Source organism: Vibrio sp. dhg (assembly GCF_003443775.1).
Lineage (GTDB): Bacteria > Pseudomonadota > Gammaproteobacteria > Enterobacterales > Vibrionaceae > Vibrio > Vibrio natriegens.
The window spans coordinates 1,640,460-1,655,820 of record NZ_CP028944.1 but is presented as its reverse complement, the minus strand read 5'-3'; the positions used below and the strand labels follow the sequence as shown (position 1 = coordinate 1,655,820).

The 15,361-nt window shown below is 44.5% G+C and carries 15 protein-coding genes; 8 read left to right on the top strand and 7 right to left on the bottom strand.

The genetic code is table 11. The features are described 5' to 3' along the window. The first annotated feature begins 315 nt into the window (after positions 1-315). The gene (locus DBX26_RS23120) at positions 316-615 is read left to right on the top strand and encodes a DUF406 family protein (RefSeq protein WP_014234736.1); all 300 of its coding nucleotides are present in this window, start codon (positions 316-318) and stop codon (positions 613-615) included. A 145-nt stretch (positions 616-760) separates the two neighbouring features. After that, positions 761-1,360 (top strand): hypothetical protein, encoded by a 600-nt coding sequence (locus DBX26_RS23115; protein WP_118121028.1) that lies wholly within the window; start codon positions 761-763, stop codon positions 1,358-1,360. A gap of 65 nt (positions 1,361-1,425) precedes the next feature. On the opposite strand, the gene DBX26_RS23110 is transcribed toward DBX26_RS23115, so the two are convergent. Then, on the bottom strand, positions 1,426-2,532 hold the full coding sequence (locus DBX26_RS23110; protein ID WP_065301400.1) for a 1-acyl-sn-glycerol-3-phosphate acyltransferase: 1,107 nt from the start codon (positions 2,530-2,532) through the stop codon (positions 1,426-1,428). Positions 2,533-2,724: 192 nt separating this feature from the next. Between DBX26_RS23110 and DBX26_RS23105 the strand changes: the two genes are divergently transcribed. Next, positions 2,725-3,333, top strand: coding sequence for an AraC family ligand binding domain-containing protein (locus tag DBX26_RS23105; RefSeq protein WP_020335372.1), 609 nt, complete (start codon positions 2,725-2,727; stop codon positions 3,331-3,333). Between the two features lie 107 nt (positions 3,334-3,440). Here the strand turns inward: DBX26_RS23105 and DBX26_RS23100 are convergent, their stop codons facing one another. Next, on the bottom strand, positions 3,441-3,923 hold the full coding sequence (locus DBX26_RS23100; protein ID WP_014234740.1) for a hypothetical protein: 483 nt from the start codon (positions 3,921-3,923) through the stop codon (positions 3,441-3,443). Between the two features lie 14 nt (positions 3,924-3,937). Then, positions 3,938-4,471: a nicotinate-nicotinamide nucleotide adenylyltransferase gene (locus DBX26_RS23095; protein ID WP_014234741.1), complete on the bottom strand. Its 534-nt coding sequence runs from the start codon at positions 4,469-4,471 to the stop codon at positions 3,938-3,940. 216 nt (positions 4,472-4,687) lie between these two features. Here DBX26_RS23095 and nadE point away from each other — a divergent pair, with 216 nt between their 5' ends. Further along, positions 4,688-5,518 (top strand): ammonia-dependent NAD(+) synthetase, encoded by an 831-nt coding sequence (gene nadE / locus DBX26_RS23090; RefSeq protein ID WP_065298221.1) that lies wholly within the window; start codon positions 4,688-4,690, stop codon positions 5,516-5,518. Positions 5,519-5,593: 75 nt separating this feature from the next. On the opposite strand, the gene DBX26_RS23085 is transcribed toward nadE, so the two are convergent. Further along, positions 5,594-7,411, bottom strand: coding sequence for a hybrid-cluster NAD(P)-dependent oxidoreductase (locus DBX26_RS23085; protein ID WP_014234743.1), 1,818 nt, complete (start codon positions 7,409-7,411; stop codon positions 5,594-5,596). Positions 7,412-7,609: 198 nt separating this feature from the next. Here DBX26_RS23085 and DBX26_RS23080 point away from each other — a divergent pair, with 198 nt between their 5' ends. Both DBX26_RS23080 and pyrC read left to right on the top strand, forming a co-directional pair. After that, positions 7,610-7,774 carry a YqaE/Pmp3 family membrane protein gene (locus DBX26_RS23080; RefSeq protein ID WP_014234744.1) on the top strand — a complete coding sequence of 55 codons (165 nt, stop codon included), beginning with the start codon at positions 7,610-7,612 and terminating at the stop codon, positions 7,772-7,774. 158 nt (positions 7,775-7,932) lie between these two features. Next, a complete protein-coding gene (gene pyrC, locus DBX26_RS23070; protein WP_118121027.1) occupies positions 7,933-8,961 on the top strand; it encodes a dihydroorotase in 1,029 nt (342 codons plus the stop codon). Positions 8,962-9,047: 86 nt separating this feature from the next. Here pyrC and DBX26_RS23065 read toward each other — a convergent pair whose 3' ends face one another. Then, positions 9,048-9,953, bottom strand: coding sequence for a DUF808 domain-containing protein (locus DBX26_RS23065; protein ID WP_014234746.1), 906 nt, complete (start codon positions 9,951-9,953; stop codon positions 9,048-9,050). Between the two features lie 187 nt (positions 9,954-10,140). Here DBX26_RS23065 and DBX26_RS23060 point away from each other — a divergent pair, with 187 nt between their 5' ends. Continuing rightward, positions 10,141-11,070: a M14 family metallocarboxypeptidase gene (locus DBX26_RS23060; protein WP_118121026.1), complete on the top strand. Its 930-nt coding sequence runs from the start codon at positions 10,141-10,143 to the stop codon at positions 11,068-11,070. Positions 11,071-11,288: 218 nt separating this feature from the next. Next, on the top strand, positions 11,289-11,903 hold the full coding sequence (locus DBX26_RS23055; protein ID WP_014234748.1) for a PolC-type DNA polymerase III: 615 nt from the start codon (positions 11,289-11,291) through the stop codon (positions 11,901-11,903). 122 nt (positions 11,904-12,025) lie between these two features. Here the strand turns inward: DBX26_RS23055 and DBX26_RS23050 are convergent, their stop codons facing one another. Both DBX26_RS23050 and DBX26_RS23045 read right to left on the bottom strand, forming a co-directional pair. Next, entirely contained in the window at positions 12,026-13,483 is a 1,458-nt protein-coding gene (locus tag DBX26_RS23050; RefSeq protein ID WP_118121025.1) for a DUF3360 domain-containing protein, read from the bottom strand. A gap of 451 nt (positions 13,484-13,934) precedes the next feature. Then, on the bottom strand, positions 13,935-15,278 hold the full coding sequence (locus tag DBX26_RS23045) for a hypothetical protein (protein ID WP_254063572.1): 1,344 nt from the start codon (positions 15,276-15,278) through the stop codon (positions 13,935-13,937). Positions 15,279-15,361 lie beyond the last annotated feature (83 nt).

The window sequence follows — 15,361 nt, the reverse complement described above, 5'->3', positions numbered from 1 at the left end:
CGACATCAAGGTGTTGCACGAGACTATCCATCAAAGCCACTCAGGAGTTAAGAATGATAATCATGTAGAATTATTCACTCAATAAATACTCTTATAAATTGTTCTTCAGTTCAACTGACCAAACATAAAACTCGTTCGTAGCTAGTGTAATTACTCTTAAATATTGATATATATCACATTAGGCATACCCTTCCTCCGCCTTATCGAGCGTTATTCCCTTTAATTTGTGTGCTTTTTTATGCAGATTCATTCATTTTTGTAGATAGAGATCAAATACCTGCTAGAATACCCTTAGTTTTTACAAGAGGATTCGTTATGAGCATCGAATTAGAAGGAAACCAAGTCTGCGAAGCATGTGGCTGTGCGGGTGAAATTGGCTTTGTCATTAAAGAAGGCGACGAAGTTGCCGACGTAACGATTTTCGCAGAGTCTAAAGCGGCATTAGAGTCTGAAATAGCTGCCTACATTGAACTAGCTAAATCAGTATGTGCTAACGTTGAATATAATGTCAGTGAAATCACAGAAGAGTCTAAAGAAGCATCAGCCCGCTTCAAGTTCGAAGTCAGTGCAGAAAAGCTGATCTTTGAATTAAAAACTCGTTCATTAGCGCGTTAATCCTATTCCAAAGCGAGCACTCTGCTCGCTTTCTACTTACTTCCATTTAAGTGTTACTTTCCTTCAAGTGTTAACACTTGGAATAGCCGTATTTAGCGCTTTGAGATATGCTTGGCTGGTTTTATATCCAGCAAAGTCATCAGCCATGCGTTTCATCCTACTTATTATTGCACTGGTAACATTCAACACACCTTCAGTGGCGTACGAACTGGATTACTACACCAAGCTCGCTTACCTAGACAACTATGGCAACCTAGATCTACGTAACAAACCCTTTACTCAATTACCATCTGATTTGTCGATTAAAGGCAACCTGAACATTTCCCAAACGTCTATCACTCGGCTACCGAAGGGTCTCAATGTCGGTGGCAGTTTAGAAGCAACAAACAGCGCACTTAAAACCGTCAGGCCTGGTACCAGCATAAAAGGCTATGCAAATTTATTAGGTAGCCAAGTTGAAAACTGGCCGAAAGGCGTCAAACTCGGCGGATATTTAAACCTTACTGACACTCCACTAAAAAAGCTTCCTGCAAGACTTCGTGTCTATGGTGATTTAAGTGTAATCCGCACACCATTAACGGCTTTGCCTGATGGCTTAATCATCGATGGAAATCTTTACATTGGGGGCTCGGCACTCAAAGCGTTTCCTGACACTATGACTGTAAAAGGAAATATCTTTCTGGGTGGGAATCAAATCACTAAATGGCCAAGTAACCTGACTTTAGGCGGCGCTGTCGCACCATAGCAACAGATATTAAAAACCCCGGGACAGAGCCCGAGGTATTTTGATTCAAAAATAAACCAATCAATCTACTCTTGATTGTTTACCGGGTTAGCATAGCTCGCAACAAGGAAAGGACGCGCGCCTTCTGGCAACTCTTCAAGCTTTTCCGCCAACTGACGTTTTACCTTTTCAGGCACCTCTGAATCATCACGACCAGCAGCGAGCAAATTCATTGGATAGAGTCGGTAGTTGTTGTGAATTTGACGGTCGATTTCAGCAGCAAGAGACTCTGGTGTTTCAAATTCTTGCTCAATCACATCGCCAAACGCCACATGAATGCGACCTTTGTAACCGATAATACCTTGAATGATACTTTCAATATCTTCAAATTCACCTTTCTCGTAGCGGCCACTTTCTGCTTTAGCAAATAACTCTTTCGCCTTCGCAAGGTCACAAGGGTCGTTCTCGTAAGAGATAGAAACAGGCACGATTTTCAAAGAGCGAGTGTACTCTCCAAAGCTGATCTTTTGCTTACGCCCTTCAACATGAAACATTTTAAGAATGGCTGGATCAGTGAAGTCGTTGCCGTCTTTTGCTCGGCCTTCCTTCTGCGCGATCCAAATAGAGTTGCCTGTGTCGAGAGAATGCTTGATGTAGCTCGACAGCTGTCCTAACGCTTTCATCATTTCGCGCGGTGCTTTTGCTGAACGCTTAACAATAAAGCTCTTGTTCAAGCGCATCAGTTCCGTCGTACACGGCTTCTTGAGGAGGTTATCACCAATAGCAATGCGGACAGTGCGGTGGTCAGTTTGGTGTAAGCCGTAGTTGACTAACGCAGGGTCCATCGCGATATCACGGTGGTTAGAAATGAATAGATAAGAGGTATTTTTGTCCAGTTTATCTAAACCAGAGAAAGTGACGCCATCCGTTGTCTTATCAAGCATATCTTCAAGATACTTTTTCACTTCGATCTGGATCGCTTCTACGGAGTCAAGCTTACTCCACTTTGCTTTTAGGTAAAGGCGAACAATCGGACTCATAAGAGTTTTAAACCATCCTGCTTTATTGGCAAAACGGTGATCAAGAATCGCGGTGATAAATTCATCATCTTGGATTAGACGATCCAGCGCTGCTGGAATTTCTTCGTCATTATAAGGACGAATTTCAATATAAGGGTCGGTATTGGCAGTCATTATTCATTACATATCTAAAAAAGCTGGCACATTTTACGCATAGTTTTACTGTATAGCAGCATTTCAGCTCATACTTTTCTCATGGTCATACCAGTTCACCTAACAAAAGTATGGCTAAAAAATTTTTTTAACCGGTTGGAATCCTATAGGTTTAGCGTTACGCTTAGCGCCCAAAAATCACTGGTAATAATAATGAACTACGCAATTGAATTTCACGACGCTAATTACCCTTTTCTTAATGTTACTGCACGCAAAAAAGCGCTAAAGCACAGTTTATTATCTGTGATTGAAGGATTAGTGATCATTAAATTGGGTAAGCAGGAGTATGCCATTGAACCGGGTCAGATTTTTTGGATTCCTCAGGGATGTTTGAGCTCCCTCACCTTTTTACCTAACACTCGTGTGCATCGTTGTGATTTTTCTGTGCGGTTGAGTGATGATTTTCCTCAGCAGGCGGGCTTCATTACACCATCAGTTCTACTCAAAGCATTACTCGACAGACTGTCGACTGTAGAGTCCCGTTCGGATATCGAGCTAGATTTACTTGCAGTAGTAAAACACGAAGTGGTTACGATTTCTCCCGCCCTTTCTAGCTCAGCTTTAAGCAAAGTCATCAATCAGTGGAAGCCAGGGGGTGACGTACGTATCTCAAGAGAGTTATGTCTGGTGCTCACGCTGAGAGAAGCAAGAAAGATGAAATTATCAGGGAAAAAAGATGCTGATATTGTTGAAGCACTTTTTGCAGGAAATAGCGAAGAGTATGAGCAACTTTGTTTCTTGGTCTTTGGCGAGCCTTTATAACTGCTAACGAAAGTAGCTAATTACTAAAATAGCCCCCACACTAAGCAACCCTGTGCTCAAAAACCAAAAAAGCGTACATCATTTGATGTACGCTTTTTTTTAATTATTCAGAATGGCAATTCAATTTGCATCATCCAGTCAGCGTCATAGTATTCGTGCCAACGATAATCCAAACGCATTCTGGGCTCACCATCGCCCTTATCACCAAAACCGATACTAAACATCAGACCGTGATTGCGAATCCACTCTTCCGTCGTCATGTCACTTTCTTCGTCTAGAAGGTCTTCAGGCATCCAGATACCAAGACCAAAGTAGTTCTTCTCTAGGTTTTGCGTAAGGATAGGTGTCTCATTCGGCGTAAACGCCCACTCTTCCCAATAATTTTTCGTGGGTCCATCCAGTTCGATTTCTGGTGCATACCAATTCAACGAGTCAGTACTTAACACGCCTACGCTATCAAAAAGTTCTTCACAAATAGGCATGGTATTGTCAGCAAAAACGACCGATCGATCAGAAAAATAGTTACATGCTACGCTTGCTTGCGAATATACAAGCAGCGCGCACGTACTAAATACGGCTAATCTGACCATGAACATTTAACCTCTCAGTTACCAGATAAAGTTTCTCTATATAAACCTTCGTTGAGCAATAGTTCACTGACTGTTAACGTAGTAAAGGCGCTGATGTCTTTTCCTTCCATCAGCGCTTTTCGAATATCTGTGCTTCTAATTTTTATTTTTTCAGGACACGCCATGACGGTCCAGCGCTCAGTAATTTCCTGTGCTTTATAAAATTTAGCAAATTTAAAGAAATTGTCAGGCCCAATGACAAAAGTTAGATCGTCCGTCGAATGAATTTCTTGAATTTTGTTTAATAACGCATAGGTCGTCACACTTTGTCCAGGCTGGTATAAAGCTTGCTCTACGTTCGAACGCTGAACATTAGAAAGCCCGAGATCTTTGATAAACGCATCGACCAACTTGCACCGGGTTGGGTAATCCAACATTTCCTTGCCCCATGCGTGTGCGATGCTGGGTTCTAGAAGCACAAGATCAAAGTGCCCCAAAGACTCAATAACACTTTTGTGGCCTAAGCTAGGTGGATTAAATGCGCTACCAAAAATGGCAATTTTTTTCATATCCGGCGATTACCTGGTTTAAGAGAGTTTTCTAATTTGATGATTTCGGTATGATACTACTAATCTTTATAGCTTTTTGACACCAAAGTGATGTTTGTGAGCCTCAATTGGATGGTTTGTCACCATTTATTGAATATTCACCTCAACACTCTTACTGGTATTGGTAACTACCAACGCTGTTGGTGTCTGACATATTTGCAGGAAAAGGAACCCTAAATGGAACAATCCATCCGTGATGAAATGCGCGTTCTACCTTCTATTGATCCGCATTTCGAAATTGAACGCCGTGTTGCTTTCATAAAGCGTAAGCTACAAGAAGCAGGTTGTAAGTCACTCGTGCTTGGCATCAGTGGCGGTGTTGACTCAACCACGTGTGGTCGCCTTGCCCAACTTGCGGTTAATGAACTCAATGAAGCGAGTGGTAGTAACGACTACCAGTTCATCGCGGTTCGTCTGCCTTACGGTGAGCAAAAAGATGAAGATGAAGCACAACTTGCCTTATCGTTCATTGAACCGACACACTCTGTGTCAGTAAACATCAAACAAGGTGTAGATGGTATGCATGCTGCATCTAGCTTTGCGCTAGAGGGAACTGGCCTTCTACCAACCGACGCGGCAAAAGTAGACTTTGTGAAAGGCAATGTAAAAGCACGTGCCCGAATGGTCGCACAATACGAAATTGCCGGTTACGTTGGCGGTTTGGTGCTGGGAACCGATCACTCGGCAGAAAACATTACTGGCTTCTACACGAAGTTTGGTGATGGTGCTTGTGACCTTGCGCCTTTATTTGGTTTGAGCAAGCGTCAAGTACGTGAGGTAGCGGCAACATTAGGCGCACCAGAACTACTTGTGAAAAAGACACCAACGGCAGATTTGGAAGAACTCGCTCCACAAAAAGCGGACGAAGATGCGTTGAACCTAAGTTACGAACAAATTGATGACTTCCTGGAAGGTAAACCAGTGTCTCAACAAGTGAGTGACCGTCTGGTAGCTATTTACAAAGCTACGCAGCACAAACGTCAACCAATCCCGACAATTTACGACTAAGCAACATTTAAACGCAATGTTTGCTATAAAAAACGCTGCTCAAGGGCAGCGTTTTTCTTAAGTATTGTAACCTGATTAGTCAGTCACTGTGACATCGGTTTCCGGAACGGCACAACACGCTAATACCGTCCCCATAGCACGCTCTTCAACACTCAAAGCGGGTACGTCTGGATGGTGAACTTGCCCCGATTTCAATTGTACTTTACAAGCGCCACATAACCCTGCGCGGCAGCTGTTGCTGATGTCCTTTCCGGCATCTTCAAGTTGGTCTAGAAGTGTTTTCTGATTAGTGCCCGTAATCTTAGCGCCGTTGAACTCGATTTCGATACTTTTCTCTGGCTGTGCTGTTACCGCAGAGACACCAAACGCTTCCTGATGGTAGTTCTCTTCAGGCAGCCCCTTTTTCATTAGCAAGTTTTTCGCTTTTTGCATAAAGCCATCAGGGCCACAAACAAACACCTGACGCTGCTCCGCATCTTTAATTTGTTTGATGTGCGAAAGGCTGAGTCGACCTTTCAATCCAAACCAATCGATCGCTGGCTGAGTCAGGCAGAATTTTACCTCTAGTCCCGGATGCTCTCGCTTCAGTTGTTCCAGTTCAGCTCTACAAGGAATGTCTTTTTCAGTGCGGCACTGATGGTAGAACACGACGTCATCTAATTGATTGTGATCGGCTAAGTAACGCACCATCGACAGCATTGGAGTAACGCCACTGCCTGCTGAAAGCAACAATAGACGCTGAGTGTGATGCGGCTTAAGATGAAACTCCCCATCTGGGTTTTCCGCTTCTAATACGTCGCCAACCTGCAGATTATCCAACAGAGAGTTCGACACACGGCCACCGGAAATTCGCTTAACTGAAACAGCATATCGCCCCGGACGAGAAGGACTCGAAGAAAGAGTATAACGTCTGCCTATTTTTTTACCTTCTACTTCAACATCGATTGGTAAATGTTGTCCCGGCAGATAATTAGGTAACTTGCCTTTACTAGGCTCTAGCCAAAATGTCACAAAATCTTGTGCTATTTCTTCACGTTCGACGCAAGTTAACGTTAAACGCGCAGGAGAGTTATCCTCATAAAACTCCGGTTCCTTATATTCAAGCACTTCGACTTTGTCACCTTGGCGGATAATGCCTTCGTTACGCGCTACAAGGTTTTGCCCGAAAAAGACCCCGCCTCGCTCATTGGCACGGAACTGTTGTAGCGTTTTCAGCGGCTCTTTACTCTCGCGGAATGTGCCTCTTTGCGTATTGACCGTTGTAAGAATGCAACGCTCACAAGGCTTAAGTGACTCGAATTCCACCTCGCCGATGCGAATTCGTTTCCAAGAATCCTCTTCAAACGGCGTCGTGTCTGCCACTACCAGATTGGTGCGAAACTGATCCATTGAGTGCTGCTCAGAGCTTCGCTTGTTCAACTCATCGAGAGAAGCCTGACTGATGACCAATACAGGATAACCGTCAGCAAAGCTCACATTATGACCAAACTTATCTCGTACTCGATTCGATTGTTCACCACAGAAAAGCAGCTCGACTCGTTGCCCTAAAACACGGGTAAACCAGTCGTCGGCTTCGTCCGTTGTGGTATAAGCGGTAAACGTGTCACTCCAAACCGTTGCCGACGTTTCCTGCATTTTGAAATCTTGATAACGGATTTTAAGCGGCTCCATACCTAAGGAGCTAAACACAACACCATCGGCAAGTATCGCAGATTTTACGGTGACCATTTGTGGGTACTTCCTTGCGGTGATCATCGAGCCATCTGCTTTGGCAATCATAAAACGGCGGTCAAAGCTCAAGCCTTGCTTTTCTACCCACGCAGACGAGAGAGCAACCCCTCCGACTGATTTAACCGGAAAGACATTTATTTGGGATAAGATGGGTTGTGACATGGCTTTCTTCCTGCAGTGCTTTTATTTGTTGCACTATTGTAAGGAGAAGTCTTAACTAATGTAAGGCATTGACTTAACTAAATCTAACCGTTGCGTTTTTTACAACACGCTGACCAAACGCTGATTGATAAAGTGTGATACAAGACACATAATTCGCCACTCTTTTGACAACAACGACAAATTGACTAGAGGCTTATCATGGATACTAGAAAACTCGTTCTCATTTTACTGTGTATCTTTCTTCCACCTGTTGCGGTGTTCATGGAAAGAGGTTTCAATAAAGACTTCTTCATCAACTTAATTCTGACCTTTTTCTTCTTCCTGCCAGGTACGATTCATGCACTTTGGTTGACGATGAAATAACTTATCGTGCTTCCACAATCGTAGAAAAGTGAAAAATGGGATGAAATGTGAAGTCAATTCCTCTATCATCCTGTCGCCTAAGCGCAAGCGTTTGCTAACAATGCCAGTGCTTCGTTTAGGCTCCAATCAGACAACTTTTTCAATGGTGGGAGCAATTAATGACAACACTGACTATTACTCGTCCTGACGACTGGCACGTTCACTTACGCGATGGGGCTGTTCTTAAAGACACCGTTCGCGATATCAGCCGTTACAACGGTCGCGCACTGATCATGCCAAACACCGTCCCACCAGTTACCAACACTGAAATGGCGTTAGCCTACCGAGATAGAATCCTTAAAGAACAGCACGGCGAGCAATTTGAACCATTAATGTCGCTGTACCTAACCGATAACACCACTCCAGACGAAATTCGTGCCGCAAAAGCAACTGGCAAAATTGTTGCAGCAAAACTTTACCCAGCAGGCGCAACCACCAACTCAGACTCTGGCGTGACCAATGCAAAGAACATCTACCACGTTCTGGAAGCAATGGAAGAAGTCGGCATGCTACTGTTGGTCCATGGCGAAGTCACACATCACGACGTTGACATCTTCGACCGTGAAAAAGAGTTCCTTGATACGGTTCTTGCTCCTATCGTTAATGATTTTCCAAATCTAAAAATTGTTCTGGAACACATCACCACCGCTGACGCAGCTAACTTCGTTAAAAAAGCGTCTGATAACGTTGCGGCGACAATCACTGCTCACCACCTACTTTTCAACCGCAACCACATGCTTGTCGGTGGCATTAAGCCACATTTCTACTGTCTGCCAATCCTAAAGCGTAATACCCACCAGCAAGCGCTGATTGAAGCGGCAACAAGCGGCAGTAAGAAGTTCTTCTTAGGTACAGATTCAGCGCCACATGCAAAAGGTGCAAAAGAATCAGCGTGTGGCTGTGCGGGTTCATACACCGCACACGCAGCCGTTGAGCTTTATGCTGAGGTATTCGACAAAGAAGGTAAACTGGAAAACCTGGAAGCATTTGCAAGCTTCAATGGCCCAGACTTCTACGGTATTGCTCGTAACACAGACACAATTACCCTAGAAAAAGCCGCTTGGGATGTGCCAGAAACAATGCCGTTTGGCAATGACATCGTTGTGCCTATCCGCGCGAACGAACAGATTGAATGGCAAGTTAAATAAGCGCTTCGCTTAACTAGCTCAAATAAAAAGGGTCATGACTTTCTATCAATAAAAGAAGTCATGACCCTTTTTGTTTTTTGGTGATCTTAATTCCCACGCACCTTTTCTATCACTGTCCAGGCACCAACGACAAGCAAACCAGCAACAAACCCGATAAGACCATTGAGTAAAATCGGTAACACTGCGGTGGCAAAAGAGTGACCACTAAAGTCCATCAGAATTGGCTCTACAAAGTGATGAATGGCTGGCACGTTATGAACAATGATGCCCCCACCAACCAAAAACATCGCTGCCGTGCCCACTATGGTTAGCAATCTCATCAACTTCGGCGCAAAGGTTACCAGTGCGTTACCGACTTTTGCCATGAAGCCTTTTCCTTTCGCGCGCACCTCAAGGTACAAGCCCAAGTCATCCAACTTAACTATCCCTGCGACTAAGCCATAAACACCAATGGTCATCACTATCGCAATCAGGCTCACCACAATAACCTGAGTGACAAAACTGGCTTCTGAAACCGTACCTAAAGCAATCACAATGATTTCAGCAGAGAGAATAAAGTCGGTACGAATCGCCCCATTGACTTTCCGTTTCTCGAACTCTTCTACTGACTCTCCTTTATCCAACATCTCTTCTTTGTCTTCATGTGAGTGAGCATGGGGGAAGAGTTTCTCTAGTACTTTCTCTGTGCCTTCAAAGCAGAGGAAGAGACCACCAAGCAGAAGCAATGGCATGATCAACCACGGAATAATGGCGCTAATGAGTAGTGCAGAGGGCACCAAAATCAATTTATTCTTAAACGATCCCTTGGCAACTGCCCACACCACTGGTATTTCACGTTCAGAGGCAACACCTTGTACCTGCTGGGCGTTCAATGCTAAATCATCTCCTAACACACCTGCTGTCTTTTTTGCCGCCACTTTTGACATCACCGCGATGTCATCGAGTACCGTGGCAATGTCATCTAACAGTGTGAGTAAACTTGCTCCAGCCATTTTTTATCTCTTTAAATGCAATTAGTTACATTAAATCTAGTAAAAATTAAAATGTATCACCACAAATATGCTCAGCAAAGTGATTATCTGGCAAAGATTATGATAACGGACGGTATTTTATATTGCTGTCGAGATAAGACACGTCTAGTCTTGTCTTACCTTTGAGTAAACAAAAGAAAAAGTATAGATGAAAAGCGGATACACTTACCCAATTGGTACCCCAGGTCAACCTTGGGGCGCAGCTGAACGTAAAGCCTGGTTAGCAGAACGCGATGTAAAACGCAGCTATCAGGAAGAAGTCGTCAGTAAAATCGACGCACTTCGCGACCGTTTTGATGTCGAGCTATACGGCGCGCTCTCATATGACGAAGATCGTTTCCCACTATTTTGCATCAAAACACGCAACTGGGATTCAGTAAAACCTGTTGTTCTTGTCACCGGTGGCGTGCACGGCTACGAAACCAGTGGTGTACATGGAGCATTAAAATTCGTGGACACAGAAGCGGAGCGTTACGCAGAGCACTTCAATATCGTTGTTGCGCCATGCGTGAGCCCTTGGGGTTATGAGGTGATTAACCGTTGGAACCCAAACGCGATAGACCCGAACCGCTCTTTCTACGCAAACAGCCCTGCGGAAGAGTCCGCGAACCTTATCCAGCTGGTTGCGACACTGGGTGATGTATTGATGCACATTGATCTTCACGAGACAACTGACTCGGATGAAACAGAATTCCGCCCAGCTTTAGCCGCTCGCGATGGTGTTGAATACATCGAAGGTTTGATTCCAGACGGCTTTTACACCGTCGGAGACACTGAGAATCCGCAACCAGAGTTCCAAAAAGCAGTGATTGAATCGGTAGCGAAAGTGACGCACATTGCCCCTGCGGACGATCAAGGAGAAATCATCGGATCACCTGTTGTTCAGTTTGGTGTGATCAACTACCCGATGGTGAAACTGGGATTATGTGGCGGTGTGACTAACTGCCAATATGGTACGACAACTGAAGTCTACCCAGACAGCCCAAAAGTCACTGACGAAGAATGTAATGACGCTCAGGTTGCAGCGGTTGTAGGCGGACTGGATTACGTTCTATCACAGCTCAAGCCCGCTGTGTAAGCCGCTCATATCTTAATTTCATTCCAATAAGTTTCCGCTTTCACTTTCATACAGTGCCCTACTATGAAAGTGGAAGCTTTCTTTTTATCAGGCTAACACTACAACACATTGTTCAATGCCATTCAGACACCCAACGTAAGTTCATGGCAGCGCATCGCCTTTATTTTTCTGGTACTTTCTAGGATACTCTGCACATTATTTTTTAGTTGGAAAACTTCATGCCTCAAGCAAATTCCGTAGTTGTGCTCGACTTTGAAACCACTGGCCTCTCTCCTAACCTTGGTGACCGCGCAATTGAAATTGGAGCAGTAAAATTAGTTGATGGTGAGGTTGTCGATAGTTTTCAGCAGCTCATGAATCCGGGCTTCAGAGTAAGCTCATTCATTGAAAGTTATACCGGCATCACCAATAACATGTTACGCACCGCACCAAGCTGCGATGAGGTGATGGCATCGTTTAGTGAGTTTATTGCCAATGAAAACCTCATCGCTCACAACGCCTCATTCGATAAACGATTTCTCGACGCAGAGCTTGAAAGAGTAAACAAAGGCTATTCAGGTGAGTTCGCTTGTTCGTTACTGGTGGCAAGACGACTGATTCAAGATGCGCCGTCACACAAACTAGGCGAGCTCGTTCGCTACAAAAACATCGAAAACGACGGTGTTTTTCACCGTGCGTTAGCAGATGCACAAATGACAGCCAAACTTTGGCTTCAAATGGTCGCGGAGTTAGAGCAATCAGGAATCAATAAGCCAAGCTTTCAGTTTATGCAAACCGTTAGTAAGACAGCAAAAGGCAAAGTGGATCTGCTACTCGCTAAAAGTCGTATTTAATTCATCTGGTTAAATACATTTTTGGACAACGAAGAGAGTGACATTCGTTCTAAGTAGCCATTGCTTGTCAAATGAAAAAAGGCATAGGCGGTAACCACCTATGCCTTTAGAGCGAGGTTCAATTAACCGATCAGAGCGGGAATACCCGGAAGCTGACCAACTACAGCAAGTGAGCCAGCACAAACGACAAAGGCAACACCAGGAATCAGGTATTTATCTTTGCCCGATAGCTCGTTGGCGCGCTCATGGTCGCCGATAAGTCCGAGGTTATCCAGCAGCATAGTTATTGCCCAACCAAAGACTGGGTTAACGAATGCACAGGCAAAAATACAGATACCAGCACTGAGTGAATCTTTATGCTTATGTATCATCTGCATACCCGCTTCAAGAAGTGGTAAGAATACGCCGACAATCAGAGCTACGCGTAGAACAGGCTCCCACATTGCAAGATCCATCGGGTAACCAATTACTGCGGCCGCAATACACATTAACCCCGTTAACAGCGCGCCGCCTGGAATAGGACGTTTGGCAATTGCCGCCGGAATCATGTACGTACCCCAAGAAGACGCTAGATTACCGCCACCTAATAGTGAGCCAACGCCCTGACGAACAGACGCTCCGACCATAGTGTCGTCGACATCCATTAGTACGCCTTTTGCTTCTTTTGGGTAGTTAAGTTCTTGAAAAACACGATGACCGAGGTAGTCAGGAGACCACATAGCAACGGCTAGTAGAGCAAATGGAGTAACGGCAATAAAGTGCTCTAAGGTTGGCCAGCCTAGTTGCCAGCCGGTATCTTCACCCCACCAGTAGAATGGACTGAAATTAGGCAGGCCCGGCTCCGTGGTAAAAGCAAACTCAGCGCCCATCGCATAAGCGACAATGCCCGCTAGTGCAGAACACAACGGGATGGCCAACCAACGTTTGTTGATCTTGGCTAAGTAGGCATAAACCAACACCGTTAGACCAATGACCACAAACGAAATGTAGCTTTGGTCCGTACTTGCAGCCCACGCTTCAGTCTTATTAATCTGTCCGATCAACCCAACGGCGCCGAGGTAGATCAGCAACCCACCTCGAACCCCAATGCCAGTGAGGGTCATGAGTTTAGAACCACCCTTGGTAAAAGCGAGAATTAAACCAAAAGCACATACCATCAAGCCGAGAGCCAGTGGATGGCCCCCTGCTGCTGCAATCATTGGAATCAGCGGTATCATGGGGCCGTGAGTACCGGCTAAGTTTGCGTTCGGGTTTAGGATGGCAGAAAACAGGATAACAAACAGAGCGCCCGCGATAAGCAGTTCGTAACGCACGTTTTCTGCGACAAACTCAGGAGATAAACCGAACTGAGCAGCAAAGGCGGCAACCATAGCGGTTACCATAACCACTTTACCAATGGTTGCGGCTAATGCAGGTACCCAGTCTTCGATTTCAATACTGTAATCACGAGATGGTAAATGAATACCCCAGCGGCGAAAGCTCATGATGGTTAAATCATGGTTTAGAAAGTCTTCTCGGTTTTCAAATTCATGCGGTTTTTTGCGCACATCCCTGTAAAAAGTCTTACTTGTGTCAGACATTTAGTTATCCTTTGTTATGTTTCGAAGTTGAACTATGTCAACCAGAGTTTCGCTTGGTATACAAACCTTCGACCAATACGAGACAACACCCTAAGTGCTACCGAGCACCCTTATTGATTTCATAAACGAAGAAAACATGGATTTACTTCGCTAGTGAAAACAAGAAAACTGAAAAGTATCTTGCCAAACATTCACATCAAACATCGACGCCACACTAAGAAAGAGGTTTGGAGCCAATTTTTGAACTGAGCTTATTAAGCATGTATTGCTATCGGTAGGAATATTAGACATTAGTAAAAGAACAACAAAAATCTCACTTATTGCACAAAGATTTAACATCTCATTAGGACGTGCTGATCTTTCGTGCGTGATTTTTAAACAAAAGGCCAAGGGGGAACGCTCCAAGAGAAGCTATCTAGTGTCTACTGACGCGGAGGCTATTCAGTGTATTTTATTTCAGCCTTCTTGGAATAAACCGCAGGATGACTAAGCCAATGAAAACAAGCAGGATCAGAATGGCAATACGCCAGAAGATATGGTCCAGCACGTTGGTAGATAGCCTTTCCAATTCATTGATATCGCGTTGTAGATGCGAGATTAGCTGCTGTAACTGATTGGCAAGATCGCTGGATGCCTGAATTAGCTCCAGTGGGTTGACTGGAGGTCCTCCGGCTAAATCAGTTGAACTCTCATCAAAGCGCGCTAATAAACGGTCAATATTGATACTCGCTTGGTTGGTTTTGTCAGCCAGGTCCGAAGATGCCTTTACTAACTCTAGTGTCGCAGGCAGCATCTGTTCTGCTTTGTTGCTACTGTTTGAAACTAACTCAAAGATCTGTTCCCGTTCATAGGCAATGTATTCAAAAAGTTGGTTGAGCGCGAGCTCACGCTCTTTCTGGATGTCTTCAACAAGCTTATTTTCTAGTTCAGCGAGTGAGGTCGGATACGAAGCCAATGTCGATTGGAGTTCTTCAAACCTCTCTTTCGCTTCATCGTATCGAGCTAGCATCTCTTGAATCTCGGGAGAAGCAAGTATACGGTAAGCCGATAGTTCTACCTGCTCGCCTGCAATATAAGTCAAGCGACTGGAATACCACATTGCACGTTCGCCAAACAGCAATGCTCTATCAACGGTGCTCACAGCAGAATCGATCTCTTCGAGTAAACCTTTGGCTTCTTGTCGGTGCCGATGCTGAGGTATCCAACGAGCATCTGTGAAGGAGTCAAATCGGGTTAGCTCAACGACTAGCCTATCCGGATTTTCTTCGAGCCAAACATCTATCAAGTCACGAAGTACCTGTTGCTGCGAAGGTGTCAACAGCCGAGAGGAGCGCTGCCAAAGGCGATCTTCTGTTTTCTTTAATTGATTTAAAGCATCCTGAGCTCTTTCGGCTCCCCATATTTTGGGTATCCAATAATTCTCGAAAGTTGAGCGTTGTAATGTTGATAACACAAGGAGATCGAGTAACGCGATATCGGGGCTTCGTCCTGCAGCTATTTCTGTTGCAGCCCCTAAACTGTTGCGCATAAAGGATTGAACTAACACTCGTTCGTGACTATTTTCAGTTTTTGGTCGTAAGTGCAGGAAGGCAACTTCAGAAACAGAAGCGATGTAATCATCGGCCATCGACATGATTAACGATTGTAGTGCTAATTCATCCATTGCCAGTTGATTGGTGACTTCAGCCTTTGTGAGATGCATTCCTGGGCTCGACATAACTAAGTCTTCAGGGATAATCGCACAGCTTGTTAATAGGAATAGTATGGATGAACTTAATAACAGTTTTAAGGACATGAATTGTCTTAGTAACATCCGCTGTCTCGTTTTATAGAGTTGAACATTTATCTAAGTACATTTACCTACAGCAGATGCTTATT

What these genes read in the sequence shown, in the direction of transcription:
- DBX26_RS23080 (WP_014234744.1), top strand. Translation starts at nt 7,610, where the DNA reads ATGGATACTAGAAAACTCGTTCTCATTTTACTGTGTATCTTTCTTCCA.
- DBX26_RS23100 (WP_014234740.1), bottom strand. Translation starts at nt 3,923, where the DNA reads ATGGTCAGATTAGCCGTATTTAGTACGTGCGCGCTGCTTGTATATTCG.
- nadE (WP_065298221.1), top strand. Translation starts at nt 4,688, where the DNA reads ATGGAACAATCCATCCGTGATGAAATGCGCGTTCTACCTTCTATTGAT.
- DBX26_RS23105 (WP_020335372.1), top strand. Translation starts at nt 2,725, where the DNA reads ATGAACTACGCAATTGAATTTCACGACGCTAATTACCCTTTTCTTAAT.
- DBX26_RS23050 (WP_118121025.1), bottom strand. Translation starts at nt 13,483, where the DNA reads ATGTCTGACACAAGTAAGACTTTTTACAGGGATGTGCGCAAAAAACCG.
- DBX26_RS23115 (WP_118121028.1), top strand. Translation starts at nt 761, where the DNA reads ATGCGTTTCATCCTACTTATTATTGCACTGGTAACATTCAACACACCT.
- DBX26_RS23110 (WP_065301400.1), bottom strand. Translation starts at nt 2,532, where the DNA reads ATGACTGCCAATACCGACCCTTATATTGAAATTCGTCCTTATAATGAC.
- DBX26_RS23055 (WP_014234748.1), top strand. Translation starts at nt 11,289, where the DNA reads ATGCCTCAAGCAAATTCCGTAGTTGTGCTCGACTTTGAAACCACTGGC.
- DBX26_RS23095 (WP_014234741.1), bottom strand. Translation starts at nt 4,471, where the DNA reads ATGAAAAAAATTGCCATTTTTGGTAGCGCATTTAATCCACCTAGCTTA.
- DBX26_RS23045 (WP_254063572.1), bottom strand. Translation starts at nt 15,278, where the DNA reads ATGTCCTTAAAACTGTTATTAAGTTCATCCATACTATTCCTATTAACA.
- DBX26_RS23085 (WP_014234743.1), bottom strand. Translation starts at nt 7,411, where the DNA reads ATGTCACAACCCATCTTATCCCAAATAAATGTCTTTCCGGTTAAATCA.
- pyrC (WP_118121027.1), top strand. Translation starts at nt 7,933, where the DNA reads ATGACAACACTGACTATTACTCGTCCTGACGACTGGCACGTTCACTTA.
- DBX26_RS23065 (WP_014234746.1), bottom strand. Translation starts at nt 9,953, where the DNA reads ATGGCTGGAGCAAGTTTACTCACACTGTTAGATGACATTGCCACGGTA.
- DBX26_RS23060 (WP_118121026.1), top strand. Translation starts at nt 10,141, where the DNA reads ATGAAAAGCGGATACACTTACCCAATTGGTACCCCAGGTCAACCTTGG.
- DBX26_RS23120 (WP_014234736.1), top strand. Translation starts at nt 316, where the DNA reads ATGAGCATCGAATTAGAAGGAAACCAAGTCTGCGAAGCATGTGGCTGT.